20 protein-coding genes and 1 pseudogene are annotated in these 18,142 nt (G+C 69.6%); 4 read left to right on the forward strand and 17 right to left on the reverse strand.

All coding sequences use genetic code 11. The annotated features are described in order from the left end of the window. Positions 1-98: 98 nt before the first annotated feature. The 8 genes from ABZS71_RS25920 to clpS form a co-directional block, all read right to left on the reverse strand. Entirely contained in the window at positions 99-851 is a 753-nt protein-coding gene (locus ABZS71_RS25920; protein ID WP_355857438.1) for an MBL fold metallo-hydrolase, read from the reverse strand. A gap of 203 nt (positions 852-1,054) precedes the next feature. Continuing rightward, complete coding sequence (locus ABZS71_RS25925) at positions 1,055-2,005, reverse strand: cysteine synthase (protein ID WP_356213988.1); 951 nt, start codon at positions 2,003-2,005, stop codon at positions 1,055-1,057. Beyond that, the gene (locus tag ABZS71_RS25930; protein WP_355857432.1) at positions 2,005-2,283 is read right to left on the reverse strand and encodes a MoaD/ThiS family protein; all 279 of its coding nucleotides are present in this window, start codon (positions 2,281-2,283) and stop codon (positions 2,005-2,007) included. The genes ABZS71_RS25925 and ABZS71_RS25930 overlap by 1 nt, the downstream gene beginning before the upstream one ends. A gap of 105 nt (positions 2,284-2,388) precedes the next feature. Further along, on the reverse strand, positions 2,389-2,505 hold the full coding sequence (locus ABZS71_RS25935; protein ID WP_355857429.1) for a putative leader peptide: 117 nt from the start codon (positions 2,503-2,505) through the stop codon (positions 2,389-2,391). A 90-nt stretch (positions 2,506-2,595) separates the two neighbouring features. Then, positions 2,596-3,021 (reverse strand): M67 family metallopeptidase, encoded by a 426-nt coding sequence (locus ABZS71_RS25940; RefSeq protein ID WP_355857426.1) that lies wholly within the window; start codon positions 3,019-3,021, stop codon positions 2,596-2,598. Positions 3,022-3,116: 95 nt separating this feature from the next. After that, the gene (locus ABZS71_RS25945) at positions 3,117-4,541 is read right to left on the reverse strand and encodes an amino acid permease (RefSeq protein WP_356213990.1); all 1,425 of its coding nucleotides are present in this window, start codon (positions 4,539-4,541) and stop codon (positions 3,117-3,119) included. Between the two features lie 231 nt (positions 4,542-4,772). Then, positions 4,773-5,381: a DUF2017 domain-containing protein gene (locus ABZS71_RS25950; protein WP_355857420.1), complete on the reverse strand. Its 609-nt coding sequence runs from the start codon at positions 5,379-5,381 to the stop codon at positions 4,773-4,775. Then, positions 5,381-5,719, reverse strand: a complete 339-nt coding sequence (clpS, locus tag ABZS71_RS25955) for an ATP-dependent Clp protease adapter ClpS (protein ID WP_355857417.1) — start codon at positions 5,717-5,719, stop codon at positions 5,381-5,383. Before clpS ends, ABZS71_RS25950 begins: the two co-directional genes overlap by 1 nt. Positions 5,720-5,775: 56 nt before the next feature. Here clpS and ABZS71_RS25960 point away from each other — a divergent pair, with 56 nt between their 5' ends. Next, on the forward strand, positions 5,776-7,110 hold the full coding sequence (locus ABZS71_RS25960) for a nicotinate phosphoribosyltransferase (RefSeq protein WP_355857414.1): 1,335 nt from the start codon (positions 5,776-5,778) through the stop codon (positions 7,108-7,110). A 141-nt stretch (positions 7,111-7,251) separates the two neighbouring features. Further along, positions 7,252-7,836 (forward strand): isochorismatase family protein, encoded by a 585-nt coding sequence (locus tag ABZS71_RS25965; protein WP_355857408.1) that lies wholly within the window; start codon positions 7,252-7,254, stop codon positions 7,834-7,836. A 34-nt stretch (positions 7,837-7,870) separates the two neighbouring features. Here ABZS71_RS25965 and ABZS71_RS25970 read toward each other — a convergent pair whose 3' ends face one another. Both ABZS71_RS25970 and ABZS71_RS25975 read right to left on the reverse strand, forming a co-directional pair. Then, positions 7,871-8,185 (reverse strand): hypothetical protein, encoded by a 315-nt coding sequence (locus tag ABZS71_RS25970; protein ID WP_355857405.1) that lies wholly within the window; start codon positions 8,183-8,185, stop codon positions 7,871-7,873. Between the two features lie 131 nt (positions 8,186-8,316). After that, a complete protein-coding gene (locus tag ABZS71_RS25975; RefSeq protein ID WP_356213991.1) occupies positions 8,317-10,704 on the reverse strand; it encodes an immune inhibitor A domain-containing protein in 2,388 nt (795 codons plus the stop codon). A gap of 318 nt (positions 10,705-11,022) precedes the next feature. Here ABZS71_RS25975 and ABZS71_RS25980 point away from each other — a divergent pair, with 318 nt between their 5' ends. Continuing rightward, positions 11,023-11,322, forward strand: a complete 300-nt coding sequence (locus tag ABZS71_RS25980; RefSeq protein WP_356213993.1) for a hypothetical protein — start codon at positions 11,023-11,025, stop codon at positions 11,320-11,322. A gap of 48 nt (positions 11,323-11,370) precedes the next feature. Here the strand turns inward: ABZS71_RS25980 and ABZS71_RS25985 are convergent, their stop codons facing one another. The 7 genes and pseudogenes from ABZS71_RS25985 to ABZS71_RS26015 form a co-directional block, all read right to left on the reverse strand. Continuing rightward, on the reverse strand, positions 11,371-11,877 hold the full coding sequence (locus ABZS71_RS25985; RefSeq protein WP_355857396.1) for an RDD family protein: 507 nt from the start codon (positions 11,875-11,877) through the stop codon (positions 11,371-11,373). Between the two features lie 129 nt (positions 11,878-12,006). Next, positions 12,007-12,591 carry an RDD family protein gene (locus ABZS71_RS25990; RefSeq protein WP_355857393.1) on the reverse strand — a complete coding sequence of 195 codons (585 nt, stop codon included), beginning with the start codon at positions 12,589-12,591 and terminating at the stop codon, positions 12,007-12,009. A 91-nt stretch (positions 12,592-12,682) separates the two neighbouring features. After that, on the reverse strand, positions 12,683-14,446 hold the full coding sequence (locus ABZS71_RS25995) for an RDD family protein (protein WP_356213995.1): 1,764 nt from the start codon (positions 14,444-14,446) through the stop codon (positions 12,683-12,685). Positions 14,447-14,565: 119 nt separating this feature from the next. After that, on the reverse strand, positions 14,566-14,970 hold the full coding sequence (locus ABZS71_RS26000) for an FtsK/SpoIIIE domain-containing protein (RefSeq protein ID WP_356214054.1): 405 nt from the start codon (positions 14,968-14,970) through the stop codon (positions 14,566-14,568). 176 nt (positions 14,971-15,146) lie between these two features. Further along, positions 15,147-15,333 (reverse strand): annotated as a pseudogene (locus ABZS71_RS26005) (IS5/IS1182 family transposase); the annotation flags it as partial. A 44-nt stretch (positions 15,334-15,377) separates the two neighbouring features. Next, complete coding sequence (locus ABZS71_RS26010) at positions 15,378-15,524, reverse strand: transposase (protein ID WP_356214056.1); 147 nt, start codon at positions 15,522-15,524, stop codon at positions 15,378-15,380. A gap of 303 nt (positions 15,525-15,827) precedes the next feature. Further along, complete coding sequence (locus tag ABZS71_RS26015) at positions 15,828-16,469, reverse strand: hypothetical protein (protein ID WP_356213997.1); 642 nt, start codon at positions 16,467-16,469, stop codon at positions 15,828-15,830. Positions 16,470-17,194: 725 nt separating this feature from the next. On the opposite strand from ABZS71_RS26015, the gene ABZS71_RS26020 reads away from it, so the two are divergent. Then, positions 17,195-18,142 (forward strand): helix-turn-helix transcriptional regulator, encoded by a 948-nt coding sequence (locus tag ABZS71_RS26020; RefSeq protein WP_355857384.1) that lies wholly within the window; start codon positions 17,195-17,197, stop codon positions 18,140-18,142.

An 18,142-nucleotide genomic window follows, 5' to 3' on the forward strand; every position in this document is an offset into this window, starting at 1 on the left:
CCATCGACCGCACCACGTACAAAGCCACCATCAGCATCGCCATGCTCACGAGCGGCCCTTGACACCCCCAGCCCCGCCCTAACTGAACGGCGTTGCCGCTAGACCTCGTAGACCGCGCCCGCCTTGGCCAGTTCCACCGGGCCGCCGAAGACCTGCTGGGCGTCGCGCTGGTTGATCTGGGGGTCCGTCCACGGCGGGATATGGGTCAGCACCAGCGCTCCGACGCCCGCCCGGAGCGCGTGTTCGCCCGCCTGGCGGCCGTTGAGATGCAGCTCCGGGATGTCTTCCTTGCCATGGGTGAAGGCCGCCTCGCAGAGGAAGAGGTCGCCGCCGCGGGCCAGGTCCACCAGGGCCTCGCAGGGGCCCGTGTCGCCGGAGTAGACCAGCGAGTGGCCGTCGTGCTCGATACGGAAGCCGAACGCCTCCACCGGGTGGCAGAGCCGCTCGACGCGGATCGTGAAGGGGCCGAGCTCAAAGCTCCCGGGGGTCAGGGTGCGGAAGTCGAAGACCTCGCGCATGGACTTCTCGTCGGGCACGTCGTCGTACGCCTGGACGAGCCGCCGCTCGGTGTCCTCGGGGCCGTAGACCGGGATCGCCTCGGCGCGGCCTCCGTCGTGCCGGTAGTAGCGCGCGACGAAGTATCCGCACATGTCAATGAAGTGATCGGGGTGGAGATGGGAGAGCAGCACGGCGTCGAGGTCGTAGAGACCGCAGTGGCGCTGCAGCTCGCCAAGGGCGCCGTTGCCCATGTCGAGGAGCAGCCGGAAGCCGTCGGCCTCTACGAGGTAGCTCGAACAGGCCGATTCCGCGGACGGGAACGACCCTGAGCATCCGACGACGGTGAGCTTCATGAAGCAGGAACCTCCTTGAGGGGTCCCCATGCCGAGGGCCATGGGCGGGTGCGGGGGGTCATGCGGTGCCCACGAGCGTAAGGCGCCGGGGCCCAGGCGGCTCCTCCACGGGCCCGCGTTGTGGGCGGAATCACCAGGACGGAGCCGGTCAGCGCCCGTTCCGCGTCCGTTCGGCGCCCGTTCCACGCCCCCCGCGGCGGCCGCTACGCCCAGAGCTGGCCGTGCAGCGTCTCGATCGCCTCCTCGGTGGTGGCCGCGGTGTAGACGCCGGTGGAGAGGTACTTCCAGCCACCGTCGGCGACGATGAAGACCACATCGGCGCTCTGGCCGGCCTTTACCGCCTTACGGGCGACCCCGATCGCGGCGTGCAGCGCCGCGCCGGTCGAGACGCCCGCGAAGATGCCCTCCTCGGCGAGGAGTTCCCGGGTGCGGGCCACCGCGTCCTCGGAGCCGACGGAGAAGCGGGTGGTCAGGACGGACTCGTCGTACAGCTCGGGGACGAAGCCCTCGTCGAGGTTGCGCAGCCCGTAGACGACGTCGTCGTAGCGCGGCTCGGCGGCGACGATCTGGATGTCCGGCTTGTTTTCGCGCAGGAAGCGGCCGACGCCCATCAGGGTGCCGGTGGTGCCGAGACCGGCGACGAAGTGGGTGATGGAGGGGAGGTCGGCGAGGATCTCGGGGCCGGTGGTGGCGTAATGGGCGCCCGCGTTGTCCGGGTTTCCGTACTGGTAGAGCATCACCCAGTCGGGGTGCTCGGCGCTGAGCTCCTTGGCCACCCGGACGGCCGTGTTGGAGCCCCCCGCGGCGGGCGAGGAGATGATCTCCGCGCCCCACATGGCGAGCAGCTGGCGCCGCTCCTCGCTGGTGTTCTCCGGCATGACGCACACGATGCGGTAGCCCTTGAGCTTGGCCGCCATCGCGAGCGAGATGCCGGTGTTGCCGGAGGTGGGTTCGAGGATGGTGCAGCCGGGGGTCAACCGGCCGGCCTTCTCGGCCTGTTCGATCATATGGAGCGCGGGGCGGTCCTTGATCGAACCGGTCGGGTTGCGGTCCTCCAGCTTCGCCCATATCCGTACATCCGGGGAGGGCGAGAGGCGCGGCAGCCGGACGAGCGGCGTATGGCCGACCGCGGCCAGGGGGCTGTCGTACCGCATCAGCGCATTCCGCCGGCGACGGCGGGGAGGATGGTCACGCTGTCGCCGTCCGAGAGCTTGGTGGAGATGCCGTCCAGGAAGCGGACGTCCTCGTCATTCAGGTAGACGTTGACGAAGCGCCGCAGCTCGCCGCCGTCGATCAGACGCTCCTGGATGCCGGTGTGCCGGGACTCGAGGTCGGTGAAGAGCTCGGCGAGCGTGGCCCCGCTGCCCTCGACGGCCTTCTGGCCGTCGGTGTAGGTGCGGAGGATGGTCGGGATGCGGACCTCGATGGCCATGTCTGGGCTCCTGTCGGAGTACGGGGTGGAAGGCAGTCCCGGACGGGCTCCGGGAGGGCAGTCTCGGTGCGCACGACGGCGCCGGGCGCGAGCGGGGTGCCGCGGTCAGGCGGCCACGGCGCGACGCGGACACATCGCGCTGGCGAGCCGGCACAGGTCGACGTGGAGCCGCGCCACGAGCAGCATGCCCGGCGTCTTGTCGCTCACATCATCGAAAACCATGGAGTCATCGTATCGATTCCCGCTCGGGGCCCCGGAAGGTCGTCCCGTCATACGGACGGGTAGCGACCAAGAAGTGAGATGCGAGGGCACTCAGTACGCCTGGACGACCTCGACCTCTTCCTCGGTGATCTCGCCCTCCACGATCCGGAAGGACCGGAACTGCACGGGCCCCTCGTCATTGCCGCACTCGGCCGTGGAGACCAGGACATAGTGCGCACCGGGCTCGTTGGCGTAGGAGATGTCGGTACGGGAGGGGTAGGCCTCGGTCGCGGTGTGCGAGTGGTAGATGACGACGGGCTCCTCGTCCCGGTCGTCCATCTCGCGGTAGAGCTTGAGCAGATCGCCCGAGTCGAATTCGTAGAACGTGGGCGAGCGGGCCGCGTTCAGCATCGGGATGAACCGCTCGGGGCGGCCGCTTCCGGCCGGGCCCGCGATCACGCCGCAAGCCTCGTCGGGGTGGTCGGCGCGGGCGTGCGCGACGATCTGGTCGTGGAGGGCCTGGGTGATGGTCAGCATGGCCACAGAATAGGAGGCGGGCTCCGGACAGTGGTCCGGAGCCCGCCTACTGAGACATCGCGCCCAAGGGGCGGAAGGCTCCCCATGAGGCCCGCTTACTTGCCGGCGTACTCCCGCTCGTCCTCGGTGCCGGCCCCGGCGCCCGTCACCTGCGGGGTCCCGCCGCGGCTCTTGAGGATGAACCAGCCGATCGTCAGACAGACGGCCCAGCCCGCGCCGACGTAGAGGGACACCCGGGCGTCCTTGTCGTACGCGATCATGCCGGTCACCAGGAAGAGGAAGATCAGCGCGACCCAGCTGAAGGCGGAGCCGCCGGGGGCCGGGAAGGACGAGGCGGGCAGCCGTCCCGCGGTCACCGCGCGGCGGTACTGGATGTGGCTGACGAGGATCATCATCCAGGCCCAGATCCCCGCGGCCGTGGCGACCGAGGTGACGTACCCGAACGCCTTCTCCGGGACGAGGTAGTTGAGGACGACGCCGATGCCCATCAGCAGCACGGACAGGGTGATGCCGACGGCCGGGGTCTTACGGGAGTTGAGCTTGCCGAAGGCCTTCGGGGCCTCGCTGTTGGCGGCCAGGTCGCGCAGCATCCGGCCGGTGGAGTACATACCGGAGTTGCAGGAGGACAGGGCCGCGGTGAGGACGACGAAGTTGACGATGCCGGCCGCGAACGGGATGCCGATCTTCGAGAAGGCGTGCACGAAGGGGCTCTCGCCCGCGGAGAACTCGGTCCACTTGACGACCGCCAGCAGCACCAGCAGGGCGCCCACATAGAAGATGAGGATGCGCCAGGGCAGGGTGTTGATCGCCTTGGGCAGGGTCTTCTCGGGGTCCTCGGACTCGCCCGCGGTGACGCCGACCAGCTCGACGGCGAGGTAGGCGAACATCACACCCTGGAGGGTCATCAGGCTGTCGCCGATGCCGTTCGGGAAGACGCCGCCGTGCGACCAGAGGTTGGAGGCGGAGGCGGTGTCACCGGCGCCGGAGAAGCCGAGGGTGAGCACGCCCAGACCGATCACGATCATGCCGATGATCGCGGTGACCTTGACCATCGAGAACCAGAACTCGACCTCGCCGAAGATCTTCACCGAGATCAGATTGACCCCGAACAGCACCACGAGGAAGACCAGGGCGCTGACCCACTGCCGGATCGACGGGAACCAGAAGTGGACGTAGATGGCGGCGGCGGTGAGCTCGGCCATGCCGGTCACCACCCACATCAGCCAGTACGTCCAGCCGGTGACATAGCCGAAGAACGGGCCGAGGAACTCACGGGCGTACTCCGCGAAGGACCCCGAGACCGGGCGGTACAGGAGCAGCTCTCCGAGCGCTCGCATGATGAAGAAGATGATGACGCCGGCGAGGGCGTACATCAGGATGATGCTGGGCCCCGCCTTGGCGATATTCGCGCCGGCGCCCATGAACAGGCCGACGCCGATGGCGCCGCCGATGGCGATCATCTGGACCTGGCGACTGCCCAGTCCTCGCTCGTAGCCCTCTTCCGGAGCCGCTGAGGTCATGTTGCTGCGCCTTTCTCCCTGTGGCGGCTGGCGATCGTGAAGATTTATCACGGCCACAACGCTGATCCACTCGGTCGCGTGTGGGGTACGCCATAGGAAGAACCGGACAAACGTTATCCGGCATGACAAAACGAACTGGCGCGGTGATGCGATCGTTATCCGGAGTTGAGCATCCTCTAAACGAACACTCAGTGATCGCCACGCTCGGTGGTCAGGGCATCAACCCGGCGATTACGGCATAAGGGCCTCGACGAGGGTCTCCTGGAGCCCGCCGAGCCAGAAGTACGCCATCACCATCGGCTTGCGCGGATCGGTGTCCGGCAGCCGCAGCAGCTCACCGCCGTCGTCCTCGTCGGTGACCTCCAGCCGGGTCCCGATGGCCAGCCGCAGATCGTTGAGGGCGGTGAGCCACTGCCGGGCCTTCTGCGGCGCCAGCTCCAGGACGGCCGGGTCCTTGGGGAGGGAGCCGGCGGTCAGGGCGTCGAGGTCGCGCACCATCGCCAGGGCCTCCTCGCGCTTGCGGGCCCGCAGGTCGTTCTCGGTGTAGCGGCGGAACTCCGCCGAGGCGGCGCGCGCCTCCTTCTCCTCCTCGGGCCCGAGCTCCTGGTCCGGTCCGGCGTAGGCATCGGGGAAGAGCCGGGCCAGCGCCGGGTCGGCGGGCGGCTTGCTGGGCCCCTCGGCGAACAGCGCGTCCAGCGGATCGCCTCCCTGGGCCGGCTGGTCGCCGGGGCCGATCAGCTCCGCGAGCTGGACGGCCAGGCTGCGCAGAATGGAGATCTCGACCTCGTCCAGGGCGACGGAGGCACCGCCGTCGGGCAGCGGCTCAAAGTGTCCCGACATCAGCGCTCCTGCTGGAGGGTCGCCCACAGGCCATAGCCGTGCATGGCCTGCACGTCGCGCTCCATCTCCTCGCGGCTGCCGCTCGAGACGATCGCGCGGCCTTTGTGATGGACATCCAGCATCAGTCGGTGCGCCTTGTCCTTGGAGTATCCGAAATAGCTCTGAAAGACGTATGTCACGTAGCTCATGAGGTTGACGGGGTCGTTGTGCACGACCGTCACCCAGGGAACGTCCGGCTCGGGCACCTCCATCGGTGCCTCTCGGGACTCTGGACGTTCGATCTCCACGGGGCTGACGCTCACACCCCCAATGCTGCCACCCGGCAGGGGCCGTCGCATAAACCGGCACCCATATCTCGTCACTCTGACGAGTAAGGAAGGTAGCATCATCGACTATGGACACTGCGGACTTGGGACTGCCGGTGGACGTGCCGTCGACAGCGCTGTTCACCGACCGGTACGAACTCACCATGCTGCAGGCCGCGCTGCGGGCCGGCACCGCCGACCGCCGCTCGGTCTTCGAGGTCTTCACCCGCCGGCTCCCCGAAGGCCGCCGCTACGGCGTCGTCGCGGGCACCGGCCGGGTCCTGGACGCCGTCGAGAACTTCCGCTTCGACGGCCGGGTGCTGGACTTCCTCGCACGCCACCGGATCGTGGACGAACCGACGCTGCACTGGCTCGCCGACTACCGGTTCCGCGGCGACATCTGGGGCTATCCCGAGGGTGAGGTGTACTTCCCCGGCTCACCGGTCATGCGGGTGGAGGGCACCTTCGCCGAGGCGGTGCTGCTGGAGACCGTGGTCCTCTCCATCCTCAACCACGACTCCGCGGTGGCCGCCGCCGCGTCCCGGATGTCGGTCGCCGCCGGCGACCGGCCGCTGATGGAGATGGGCGCGCGGCGCACCCATGAGCTGTCCGCCGTCGCCGCCGCCCGCGCCGCGTACGTCGGCGGCTTCGCGACCACCTCCGAGCTCGCGGCCGGATTCCGCTACAACATCCCCACCGTCGGCACCAGCGCCCACGCCTTCACCCTGCTGCACGACAACGAGCGCGACGCCTTCACCGCGCAGGTCGAGGCGCTCGGCAGCGACACCACCCTGCTGGTGGACACCTACGACGTCGCCGAGGCCGTGCGCAGCGCCGTGGAGGTGGCGGGGCCGAAGCTCGGCGCCGTACGGATCGACTCCGGCGATCTGCTGCTGCTCGCCCACCGGGTGCGCCAGCAGCTGGACGATCTGGGCGCCAAGGACACCAAGATCGTGGTCACCAGCGATCTCGACGAGTACGCGATCGCCTCGCTCGCCGCCGCCCCCGTGGACGCGTACGGGGTGGGCACCCAGCTGGTGACCGGCAGCGGGCACCCGACCTGCTCGATGGTCTACAAGCTGGTCGCGCGGGCCGGCTCGGACGACCCGGACGCGCCGCTGCTCCCGGTGGCCAAGAAGTCCATGGGGGCGAAGACCTCGGTCGGCGGCCGCAAATGGGCCGCGCGGCGGGTGGACGCGGACGGGGTGGCCGAGGCCGAGGTGGTCGGCACCGGCGAGATCCCGCCGGAGCTCGCCGGGCGGCAGCTGCTGGTGGAGCTGGTGCGCGGCGGCGAGATCGTGGCCCGTGAGCCGCTGGACGCGGCGCGGGACCGGCACGCGGCGGCGCGGGCGGGGCTGCCGCTGTCGGCGACCCAGCTCTCGCGCGGTGAGCCGGTCATCCCCACCGAGTACCTGCGGGCCTGAGCGCCGCGTACGGCCCATGCCCACTGCCGCGAACGGCGCCAAGTGTCTACCCTCGGTGACAGCAGTAACCGATACCACATCATCCGCTCCGGGCCGAGTCGTTTCCCGGTCCCGTCTGTCCCCAGGCGAAAGGCACGTGTCATGCACCGGGCACTGATCGTCGTCGACATCCAGAACGACTTCTGCGAGGGCGGATCCCTTGCGGTGACCGGCGGAGCGGACGTCGCCGCCGCCGTCACCGATCTCATCGGGGAGGCGACGGCCGGTTACCGCCATATCGTCGCCACCCGTGATCACCACATCGACCCGGGCGATCACTTCTCCGACCACCCGGACTACGAGCACACCTGGCCCGTCCACTGTGTCGCGGGCACCGAGGGCGTCGGCTTCCACCCCAATTTCGCGCCCGCCGTCGCCTCCGGCGCGATCGACGCGGTCTTCGACAAGGGCGCGTACACGGGGGCCTACAGCGGCTTCGAGGGCGCCGACGAGAACGGCGTCCCGCTCGCGCGGTGGCTGCGCGAGCGGGAGGTGACCGAGGTGGACGTGGTCGGCATCGCCACCGACCACTGTGTGCGGGCCACGGCGCTGGACGCGCGCCGCGAGGGGTTCGCGACGCACGTCCTGCTGGATCTGACCGCGGGCGTCTCCGAGGCCACCACCGGGCGGGCCCTGGAGGAGCTGCGGGCGGCGGGCGTGGAGCTGACCGCCAAACCGGTCGTCTGAGGGCGAGGGCGCCGGGCGGCGCCCGGGGACGTCTCTAGGAGGCCGGGGCCGGGGGCCTGAGGAGGGCGGCGATGGGGTGCCAGAGCTCCCCTCGGCCGTACGGCACGGTGCGCCAGACCAGCCCGTCGGGGTGGTGCAGCACCGCCGTCACCTCGTCGGGCGTCGGCGGCGCGCTGTTGCCGCGCAGATAGACGGCGCGGAGCCCCAGATTGCGCAGCCTGGTCAGGGCGCGCTGGCGGTTCGCGGCGTGTACCAGGACGCGGACGCCGCCCTCGCCCAGCGGGCGGGGCAGCGTGATTGCGACCACCACGCTGCCGCCGGGCAGCTTGGTGAATCCTCCGTCGGCCATGCGTTCATGTCCCCCGTGAGACGTCGTGTCAATAAGAAGGTCGTAGGGGCATCTAAACGCGAACGGCCGCCGCCCGCTAGGGGGCGACGGCCGCTACCGCTCTGACCTGCGACAACGCGGGGTTTGTTGATCTAGGGGGCGGACGGACCGACCTGGACGGTCATCGTCGAGCCACCCGGAAGCTCCTTAAGGATCTTGATCCGGGTGTTGGTGTCAGCAACCTGCACGCTGCCCGTCGGATTGGTCTTGTCCCAGTACGTGCCCTTGTGGTCGTCGAACACCGGGTTGCCCAGCTTTGCCCGGATCTTGGCGGCCACGCCGTTCTTGTGAAGGGTGAAGCCGTCCGTCGGGTACCAGCTGAAGGGCGAGTCGTACGCCTGGATGCGGTTGCGCATCAGCGTGCCGTCCGCCCACTTCTCCGGGGTGGCGTGCGCGTCGACCGGCAGGATCTGGCCGGCACCCGGGTGGACGCCGACGTTGTTGTCCGGCTGCGAGGTGTCCCACTGCCAGATCAGCAGACCGTTCTGGTACGGGAAGTGCTCGACCCAGTTGGGCCGGGTGGAGAGCCAGCCGAAGTTGTACGGGCCGGTCCGCAGGGTCGTGTCGTACGACACGTACTGGCGGTTCTCCGCGAGGTAGTACTGCGGGTAGTCCTTGGTGAAGGACGCGCCGATGCGCGAGAAGCCGTTGGTGGTCCAGCCGTTGTCGTCACCCTCGGCGCCGTCCGTGACGACTGGCGCGCCGTCCGCCGTCAGCGTGATCGCGTCGGCCGTGAAGCCCTTCTGCGCGACACCGCCGTCGGTCTGGTAGCGGAAGCGGAGGTCGATCTTCTTGCCCGCGTAGGCGTCCAGCGGGAAGGAGAGCCTCTGGTACGCGCCCGACGTGCCGGTCAGCGCGGGCTTGTCGCCCGCGTCGCGCGGGATGGCCTTGCCGTCCGCCGTGCCGTCGATGGGCGTCCAGTTGGCGCCGCCGTCCGTGGAGACCTCGGTGTAGAGGTAGTCGAAGTTCTCCTCGATGTCCCACCAGCCCTGCAGGTCCAGGCTCGCCGTGGACCTGCCGGTGAGGTCCGCGGACCGGGTCAGGGTGTTCTTCAGATCGTCACCCATCCCGCTCCACCACTGCTTGGCGCCCTCGGCGGGCTTCACCACCTCGGTGGTGACGGGCTTGTCGGGCAGCTGCACGACCAGCGCCTGCTTGTTCTCGGTGTTGTACTCGGCGACCCCGAGGGTGTGCGTGGACTTCTTCCCGGCCTTGGCCGTGTCGTAGTTCAGCCACCCCAGCTGGAGCTTGTCCCAGGCGTTCATGTCGCCCGGCAAATCGCCGATGGCGTCCTTGCCGGTGCCGAGCCAGGAGCCCGCGGACATGAGCGACCAGTACCCGACGGACGACTCGCCCTTACCGGTGGTGTCGTACTCGTCCGGCAGACCCAGATCGTGGCCGTACTCATGCGCGTACACACCGAGACCGCCGTTCTCCGGCTGCATGGTGTAGTCGCCGACCCAGATGCCGGTGTCGCCGATCTGCGTACCGCCCGACCTGTTGGTACCGGGGCCGGTGCGGCCCGCGTCGGTGCCGTACGCGTACCAGCGGTGCGCCCAGATCGCGCTCTCGCCCTGGGCGCCGCCGCCCGCGGACTCGTCCTCACCGGCGTGGACGATCTGGAAGTGGTCGATATAGCCGTCGGGCTCGTTGAAGTTGCCGTCGTTGTCGTGGTCGTAGCGGTCCCACTGGTCGTACTTGGCCAGGTCCGCCTTGATCTGGGCGTCGGTGCGGCCGGCTGCCTTCTGGTCCTTGGCCCACTGGTTGACGCCGTCGCGGATCAGGTCCCAGGCGTTGGCGCAGTTGGTGTCGCCGCAGTAGTTGGAGCCGTAGCGGGCCTCGTTGGCGTCGACCTTGACCCAGTCGGAGACCTCGCCGTCCACCGAGTAGCGGCCCGAGGACTGCTTCTCGTAGTACTTCTTCAGGGACTGCTTCTTCTTGTCCGTGGAGAAGTAGAGGTCCTGGAAGTGCTTCTGGTCGTAGTCCTGCTGCCAGGCGGTGCTGTTGTCGTCGGCGCGGTCCGGCTGGGCGATGGTGTTGTGCGCCGGGCCCGGGTCGCCGCCGTACTTCTTCACCGGCGGTTTGGGGCCGTCGCCGTCCGGGTCGTACATCGTGGTGTCGTCGACCTTGTCGCCGAACTCGACCAGGACGGTGAAGATCTTGTCGGTCTTCTCCCGGGCCAGCTCGACGTACTTGCCCTTGCCGAGCTTCACCACCTTCGACGCGCCGCGCGTGGTCGCCTTGGTGTCCCCGGAAAGGACCTGGCGCAGGGCCTCCTGGCGCTGCGCCTCCTGCTGCTTGCTGTACGGTCCCGCGAGGTCGTGCTCGACATCGGTCTTCGCGGGCGCCGGGTCATGGCGCTCCACACGCGTAGACGGCGCATCTGCCTGCGCCATCCCCGTCGAGAGCGCCGCGGCGCCGAGCGCGGCCACGACCGTGGCTATCGCGGCCGATCTGGCCGCCCTCCGTTGGCTGTTCACTTGTTCAGTCCTCCCCTTCCACACCGGTGCGGACATTTGACCGGAGTGTCAGGAGAAAAGACAGACCTTGACTTGGACTGGTGGGACAAGTACGTTCTGCGGTCCCGATGTTCCGGTTACCGGACGCCAACAGGCGTGTTGATCTTGCCAGTTGAAGCACTCGGTGATTCCGTGCGCCCCCTATGCAACGGCGCCGTGGGTGAGGTCACGCTTACTTCCGTTCCCGTCGGGCATTCAGCACCGTAGAGTCATTTTGACGGTGCACATCAGCCCGACTCATGCCCCCTGCATATCGAAGCCTTGAGGACGGATCCCGCCATGCCGCGTCCGACTCCTGCACAGCTCGCCTACGGTTCGGCCACCGTCGTTTTCTCGACACTCGCCATGTTGCTGCTGTCCCAGACCAGGTCAGCTCTCGGGGTGGGGATCGTCACCGTGGCCGGTCTCGCGCTCGGGCTCCTCGTCGCCGTCACCGTGCCGGTGTCGCGCACCTCTCGCACCTCCCGCGCCTCCCGCCCGAGCCGTACGGTCCGGGCGAACCGGCCGATGGCGCGGACCGGGCCGGCCGAGCGGCCGCGGGCCCACGCCCCCGCGCGCGAGCACTCACTGCACGGCTGACGTTCAGCGCACGGCCGACGCTGCCTGCGCTCAGCGCACGGCTGACGCTCAGTGCACGGCCGACACCACGACGGTCCGCGCCGCCTTGTCGTGCAGGCACCGCTGAAACGGCTTGTCCCACAGCAGTGAGACCGAGTTGACCAGCCAGAAGACCGTGCCGACGAGCAGCGGGATCAGCATCCCCGGCAGGACGTAGACCGCGGCACGGACCCAGCCCTGGCCGGCCGGCACATTGCCGTCGGACAGCATCGCGACCCGGATGCGCATCACCATCTTGCCGAGCGTCTGGCCGCTGCGGGCCAGCATGACGCCCTCGTAGCCGAAGTAGAGCGTCATCGTGATCAACAGCGCGAGGGTCACCTTGCCCATGTCCTGTTCGCCCGGGTGATCCAACGAGTACTGGAGCGCGCCGGTCGCGATGAGCGCCACCGTCCAGATCATGCCGAGGACGACGGTGTCGATGAGCCGGGCGACAAAGCGCTGACCGGGGGTGGCCAGCGGCGGCATACCGGCGAGGTGGACGTACGGGGGCGACGGCAGCTGCTCGGGGCTCATGCCCCGATTACATCAGCAGCCCTCGGCGGGCCGTTACCTCAGGGTGGGAACCCGGGTGGGGAACCGGGACGCGGAGCCCGGGGGCGGCCTCACGGGGCGGCCTCACGGGGCGGCCTCAGGGGACGGGCCTCAGGGGACGGCCGAGACCACGACGGTCTTGGCCACCTTGTCGTGCAGACACTGCCGGTACGGCCGGTCCCAGGTGCACCACGCCACATTGACCACCCAGAAGAGGAAGCCGCAGCAGGGCACGATCTCGGGGAGGGAGTACGTACCGGCGCGCAGCCAGCCGGGCTGACCGACCGGCGGCTGGCCGGTCTCCAGCATGGCGACCCGGATCTTCATCGCCTTCTTGCCGACGGTCTGGCCGTAGTGCGTCAGCATCAGCCCCTCGTAGACGAAGTAGACCAGCGTGTACGCGAGCGTGAGGGTGGTCGACCAGCTGCTGACGTAGATCTGCTCATAACCGCCCAGGACCGCGCGCATGACCAGCCCGACCGGGACACCGATGATCAGTCCGTCGATGATCCGGGCGACCAGCCGGCGGCCGAGATGCGCGAGCGGGGGCATGCCCGCGAGCGGATCGGCGCCGACGCCGGCGCCGTGGTCACCGTATGGGGAGCCGTTCGAGCGCGGCGGCGGGTGCTTGGCGAACGGATCGCTGTCCCGGCCCCCGGGCTCGTCGGCCCCGGGGGGCGGCTGATCGGTGCTCATGGCCCGAGTCGAACCCGGGCACCGGGCCACCGCATCCGGCGCGCCCCGTTCGGGCGATCCGGATCGTCCATCCGCCTCAGCGGCGGCCCGCTCAGCCCGCCGTCGCGACGAAGGTGCGCGCCGCCTTGTCGTGCCAGCACTGCCGCCATGGGCGGTCGAACAGACACCACAGCACATTCACGACGCCGATGGCCAGCAGCCCCAGCACGCCGTAGACCAGCCAGCGGCGCAGCGCCGCGCCGAAGGTCGGGGTGTCGTGCCCCTCGATGTCCAGCACCCGCACCCCGCACACCCTTTTGCCCAGCGTGAGGCCCCACTTGGCGGTCGGCAGGGCCTCCAGGACGATGCCGAGGACGAGCAGCAGGCCGAGCACGATGCCGAGGTAGCCGCCGGTGGTGCCGTCCAGGAAGTAGACGGTGACGGTCTCGCCCGTCCGCTTCGCCGTCTCCACCTTCCCGGTGATGTGGTCGCTCGCCTCGCCCCACAGGGGGAACACGGCGCCGCCGACGAGGGCGAGCAGCATGACCGTGTCGATCAGCCGGGCGCAGAAGCGGCGGCCGAGTGTGGCGGGCCGCCCCTGGGCCTGGGCGGTCAGGAGGAAGGGGTTGTCGACCGGCGGCTTCCAGGGGATGACGCTCTCGGGGGCGCCGCCCCGCGGGCCGTGCGGGGCGGTCGGGGCGGTCGGGGCGGTCGGCTGGGGCGGCTGCTGGGCGAGGTGGTGCGGCTGCTGCTGCCAGGCCGGGCCGCCGCCCTGGGCGGGGATGCCGCCGAGGGGCTGCTGCGGTGGTTGCTGGGGATGTTGCTGGGGCTGGTACGGCTGTTGCTGCTGTTGCTGTTGTTGCTGGGGCTGGTACGGCTGTTGCTGCTGTTGCTGCTGTTGCTGTTGCTGCTGTTGCTGCTGTCGCTGCTCGGGTCGCTGCGGCTGCTGCTGCGGCCCCTGGGGCTGGGACGGAGGTGTCGCTCCGGCTCCCTGCCGCGGTCCGCCGCGGCCGACCGCGCGGATCGTCATCGTCCCCTCGTCACGGCCGGACGCCGGGCCCTGGCCCGCCGCGGGGGCGGCGTCGCCGCGTCCGGCCGCCCGGATCGAGAGCGTCCCGTCGGCCGGCGGGGCGGCCGCCTCACCGCCCTGCGCCGAGGGCAGCTCCGGGGTCGGGCGGGCGGGCGGCAGGGCCTGGGCCGAACGGTCCGTACCGCCGCCGGTCCCGCCCCCGCGCATGGTCAACGTGCCCTCGTCATGGCCGCCCTCCTGGCCACCGCCCTCGCCGGGGCCGCCCTCGCCGGGGCCGCCCATGGCGCGCCGCGGGTCGGGCACCCCGGGCCGCTGCCCGGCGCCGGCCCCATCAGCGGCGCCGGGGGCGTCCTGCTCCGAGCCCCAGGAGATCCGGCGGTCCTGTTCGCTTCCGAATCCGGCCTGATGGGACGCGTCGGCCTGCCAGGCCGAGGCGGATTCGGGGCGGATGCCGTGCAGCCGCCGCGGATCGTTCCAGTCCACGGACGCGGAGACCCCGCCGGGCGGCACCGGTTCGGGCCCCACGCCGCCGGTGTCTTGTACGTCCATCTCACCGCGCTGCCGCAGCTCGGGCAGGGCCGCGCCGGTCTGCTCTCCGGCGGGCGGCGCCGGGTCCTCGTCCAGGAACATCGGGCCGGTCTCGTCCGACACCGGGGCGATCACCTGGGTATGGGTGATCCCGGGCGGTGGCGCGGGCATGGACTCGCCCTCGGCCGGGGCGGGCCGGCTGGTGCCGGGCACCCAGGCGGCGCCGTTCCAGTAACGGATATAGCCAGGGATGGACGGATCTGGGTAGTACCCCACCCCGGGCATTTCCGTACCCCCAGCACCAGGAGGCGTCCCCATGTCCCCAACTCCCTTCACGGCCAACACTCTTGACCTGTCCGCCGTATCCGGCATCGACGACCCAGTGATCACGCAACTGCGCGAGCGAGGCCGCACAACCACCCTGGACCTCTCTCGGGCTACGCGACGTACGTACCACAGCGACCGAGCGGATACCTACGCCTGTCCATGCATGACATTAACGAAGACCGAAGGGCTCGGAAGAAGGCGACCAAGAGAAAGACTGCCATCGAACGACAGACCGAGGACATCGAGGCCAAACGAGCCACCCGTGCAGCGAGCAAGTTGCTCTTTCCGCTTTGGGTCGCGCCGACCACCAACCAATGCGGCACCCGCCGAAGATCAATAGTCCACGCCGGTCCGGTCTCGGTACGGCCCACGGTCGCCGCCAGCGTGCGCATAGGCTCCAGCGCGAGCCAGCCGACATCTGTGGTGAGCGGGTCGCGCCAGGTGACCGTGACCAGCACCTCACCACGGCGCGGTGAGACGACCCGCACCGCATGGATCCGCCACGCATGCGCCATCGCATCTGCCGCCTCTATGTAGGGGCCGGGAGTCTGCCCCGGATGCACGTGCACCCGCACCACCAGCCCATCCCGTGTGGGACGAGGACCCGAGACGGGGCGGTATCTGCCGCAGCGGACGGCCAGCCGCCGGGGGGAACGCGCAGGCGGGCCATCACATCGGCGAAGGCGGGCGCGTCACCGGCCTGCCCGGCGGTGAGGACAAAAGCGAGGGGCCGGCAACGGGCGTCTGCTGCGAGATGGATCTTCGTGGTCAGTCCGCCGCGGGACCGGCCGATGGCGTGGTCGTCCGGCTCGCCGGCCGGGGCCCCTTTTGCGGGCCCCGGCCGCGTGCTGGTGGGTTCGCACGACCGTGGAGTCCACCGAGACGGCCCAGTCCAGAGCCTCGGCGGCATCGGCCTGGGCCATCAGCGCGGTGAACACCCGGTACCTCTCCGGCAGGTAACCCACTGCGATCCGGTCTGGAACTTCCAGGCGATCGCATCGATCACCTCACGGTGACTCCGCCATCGGCCACCCCGCTTCGGCGTCCGGTCTGGAAGCAACGGCTCGATCCGCGCCGAAACCGCCTAGCGGCCGGTCCGCCCGGACGCCCGCCGCCCGAACTCGCCACAGCGAGCCCGAGCAGCAAGAAGCCCCCAACCAGCCGCGGGGGCTTTCTTCGGGCAGGCAGCAAGCAGGCGGACCATCCCGCGGCCTCCACGAGCCGCAGCGGCCACCGGCCCCGCCAGGTGGTGCCCATGCCGGTGCAGCCAGCCGTCAGGCCGTCGGTATGCGGGTGGGCGCGAGCCATGGGCACCGCCACCTGACCCAGGCTCCGGGGCGGCCGATCCGGTCGCCCCGGAAGTCCGCGCCGCTCAGCAGGTGCAGGTGTCCGCGTGCTGGCGAGACCCGTCACGGCTTGGCTTTGTATCGTTGTCGCAGTCCTTGGAGGACTCGTTGCCGTCGCCCTTCGAGGACTCCTTGCCGTAGTCCTTCGAGGACTCCTTGCCGCAGTCCTTCGAGGACTTCTTGCCGCAGTCCTTGGAGGACTCGTCGCCGTAGCCCTTGGAGGACTCGTCGCCGTAGCCCTTCGAGGACTCGTCGCCGTAGCCCTTGGAAGACTCGTCGCCGTAGCCCTTGGAAGACTCGTCGCCGTAGCCCTTCGAGGACTCGTCGCCGTAGCCCTTCGAGGACTCGTCGCCGTAGCCCTTGGAAGACTCCTTGCCGTAGCCCTTCGAGGACTCGTCGCCGTAGCCCTTCGAGGACTCGTCGCCGTAGCCCTTGGAAGACTCCTTGCCGTAGCCCTTCGAGGACTCCTTGCCGTAGCCCTTCGAGGACTCCTTGCCGTAGCCCTTGGAAGACTCGTTGCTGAAGGCCAGGTTGGTGCACTTGCTGCCGACGTTGACATCACCGGTCGGAGCGAGGCCGCCGACGATGACGTTGGGGCCGGTGGCGGCGTCACAGTCGTTCTTCTGGAAGCCGCCGATTCCATGGGCGGCCGCGCCACCAGCCCCCATGATCACCATCGTGCCGGCGGCTGCGGCCAGGAAAGCTACCTTCTTCCCAATGTTCACTTGATTCCTCCGGAGAGTCATTTGACGTTAAGTCTCGACAATCTGATTACATGACTCAAACACGAACAAGCAGCGGCCCCACGCTGAGGCTTCACTCGTCCGGCGCACTTCATCACCTGGCCGTGAGATCAAAACTTATCGGCATTGGTCATGACAGGCGCCGCGAAACGGCTCCAAAGTCACTGACATAGCCGAGGGCTGGTGCGTCGCAGCTGGGGGCCGACGGCACCTGAGGCTTTAGGCAGCCACCACGGGGCGAGCCTCTTAGAACAGGGGGCCAATCGGTCGCAAACGCGGGCAGGGCAACAGCCCGCCCGATTCGAAGGGCCGGCGTAAGGCCCCTGCTCTCTCGCCCGTGGCAGCTCCCGCCCAAAGCCTCAGACGCCGGCGGCAGTGCGCTGCGCCTGTGCGGTGCCTCGCGGTGAGGTGGGGCGTACGCAGTCTGCCGTACAAGAACCGCAGTGCACGGAGCGCGCGGTCAAGGTCTATCGGACAGGCCCGCGGCCCGTGCCCATAGCTCCTGGCCACCACCCTCCCGTGCGAGCCTTGTGTGCGGGCGCGCCGCGGCCGTACGAGCGGAGACTGCGCGCCTGGCTCCGCCCGGCCTAGGTTCAACAGACCTACTCTGGCACGGCTGAGCCCCGTTTCTATTGCCAATACTGGAAGCCATGGACCGCAACACCGAGCTCAGTGAGTTCCTGCGGAGCCGCAGGGCACGGCTGAGCCCTGGGGACGCGGGCGCGACCGTGAGCAATGACAGCCCCCGCCGGGTGCCGGGGCTGCGCCGCGAGGAGCTGGCGCAGCTGGCCGGAGTCAGCACCGACTACTACACGCGCCTCGAACAGGGCCGCCACCTCAATGTGTCGGAGGCGGTGCTGGACGCCGTGGCCCGTGCGCTGCGGCTGGACGACACCGAGCGCGCGTACCTCTTCGAACTGGCCCGGCCGCGCCCCCGCCGCGCGGTGCGCCGCCGCCCGGCCCGCCCCCAGCGGGTACGGCCCGGGGTGCACACCATGCTGCGGATGCTGGAGGGGGTGTCCCCGGCGTTCGTGATCGGGCGGCGGGGCGACGTGCTGGCCTCCAACCGGCTGGCCCGTGCGCTGATCATCGACTTCGACGCGCTTCCGTACCACGAGCGGAACATGGCCCGCTTCATGTTCCTCGACGAGGCGGCCCGTGAGCTGTACCGCGAGTGGGACAAGTACGCGGCGGAGATGGTGGCCTCCCTCCGGCTGGAGGCCGGGCGCCATCCCGACGATCCGCGGCTGACCGAGCTCGTGGGCGAGCTCACCATCAAGAGCCCGGAGTTCCGCAGGTGGTGGGCGGACCACAACGTGCGGGAGAAGACACACGGCGTCAAGCTCTACCACCACCCGGTGGTCGGGGACATGACGCTGTCCTATGAGAACGTGACCTTCCCCGGCGATGCCGACCAGGCGATGTGCATCTATACGGTCGAGCCCGGTTCCCCCTCCGAGGCGGCCCTGCGGCTGCTGGCGAGCTGGACCGCGAGTCCACCGGGGGCCCCGTCCCCCGAATCCCCCTCCTCTTCCCCCTCTCCTGCTCCCTCTCCATCCGTATCCCCCCGTTCCCCCCGTTCCCAGGGAGACCACTGA

Source organism: Streptomyces sp. NPDC005393, from assembly GCF_040606675.1.
Lineage (GTDB): Bacteria > Actinomycetota > Actinomycetes > Streptomycetales > Streptomycetaceae > Streptomyces.

What these genes read in the sequence shown, in the direction of transcription:
- ABZS71_RS25950 (WP_355857420.1), bottom strand. Translation starts at nt 5,381, where the DNA reads ATGTCGGGACACTTTGAGCCGCTGCCCGACGGCGGTGCCTCCGTCGCC.
- ABZS71_RS26020 (WP_355857384.1), top strand. Translation starts at nt 17,195, where the DNA reads ATGGACCGCAACACCGAGCTCAGTGAGTTCCTGCGGAGCCGCAGGGCA.
- ABZS71_RS26015 (WP_356213997.1), bottom strand. Translation starts at nt 16,469, where the DNA reads ATGGGGGCTGGTGGCGCGGCCGCCCATGGAATCGGCGGCTTCCAGAAG.
- ABZS71_RS25965 (WP_355857408.1), top strand. Translation starts at nt 7,252, where the DNA reads ATGCACCGGGCACTGATCGTCGTCGACATCCAGAACGACTTCTGCGAG.
- ABZS71_RS25925 (WP_356213988.1), bottom strand. Translation starts at nt 2,005, where the DNA reads ATGCGGTACGACAGCCCCCTGGCCGCGGTCGGCCATACGCCGCTCGTC.
- ABZS71_RS25995 (WP_356213995.1), bottom strand. Translation starts at nt 14,446, where the DNA reads ATGGGGACGCCTCCTGGTGCTGGGGGTACGGAAATGCCCGGGGTGGGG.
- ABZS71_RS25940 (WP_355857426.1), bottom strand. Translation starts at nt 3,021, where the DNA reads ATGCTGACCATCACCCAGGCCCTCCACGACCAGATCGTCGCGCACGCC.
- ABZS71_RS25935 (WP_355857429.1), bottom strand. Translation starts at nt 2,505, where the DNA reads ATGGTTTTCGATGATGTGAGCGACAAGACGCCGGGCATGCTGCTCGTG.
- ABZS71_RS25990 (WP_355857393.1), bottom strand. Translation starts at nt 12,591, where the DNA reads ATGAGCACCGATCAGCCGCCCCCCGGGGCCGACGAGCCCGGGGGCCGG.
- clpS (WP_355857417.1), bottom strand. Translation starts at nt 5,719, where the DNA reads ATGCGACGGCCCCTGCCGGGTGGCAGCATTGGGGGTGTGAGCGTCAGC.
- ABZS71_RS25980 (WP_356213993.1), top strand. Translation starts at nt 11,023, where the DNA reads ATGCCGCGTCCGACTCCTGCACAGCTCGCCTACGGTTCGGCCACCGTC.
- ABZS71_RS25960 (WP_355857414.1), top strand. Translation starts at nt 5,776, where the DNA reads ATGGACACTGCGGACTTGGGACTGCCGGTGGACGTGCCGTCGACAGCG.
- ABZS71_RS25920 (WP_355857438.1), bottom strand. Translation starts at nt 851, where the DNA reads ATGAAGCTCACCGTCGTCGGATGCTCAGGGTCGTTCCCGTCCGCGGAA.
- ABZS71_RS26000 (WP_356214054.1), bottom strand. Translation starts at nt 14,970, where the DNA reads ATGGCGCATGCGTGGCGGATCCATGCGGTGCGGGTCGTCTCACCGCGC.
- ABZS71_RS25945 (WP_356213990.1), bottom strand. Translation starts at nt 4,541, where the DNA reads ATGACCTCAGCGGCTCCGGAAGAGGGCTACGAGCGAGGACTGGGCAGT.
- ABZS71_RS25970 (WP_355857405.1), bottom strand. Translation starts at nt 8,185, where the DNA reads ATGGCCGACGGAGGATTCACCAAGCTGCCCGGCGGCAGCGTGGTGGTC.
- ABZS71_RS25985 (WP_355857396.1), bottom strand. Translation starts at nt 11,877, where the DNA reads ATGAGCCCCGAGCAGCTGCCGTCGCCCCCGTACGTCCACCTCGCCGGT.
- ABZS71_RS25930 (WP_355857432.1), bottom strand. Translation starts at nt 2,283, where the DNA reads ATGGCCATCGAGGTCCGCATCCCGACCATCCTCCGCACCTACACCGAC.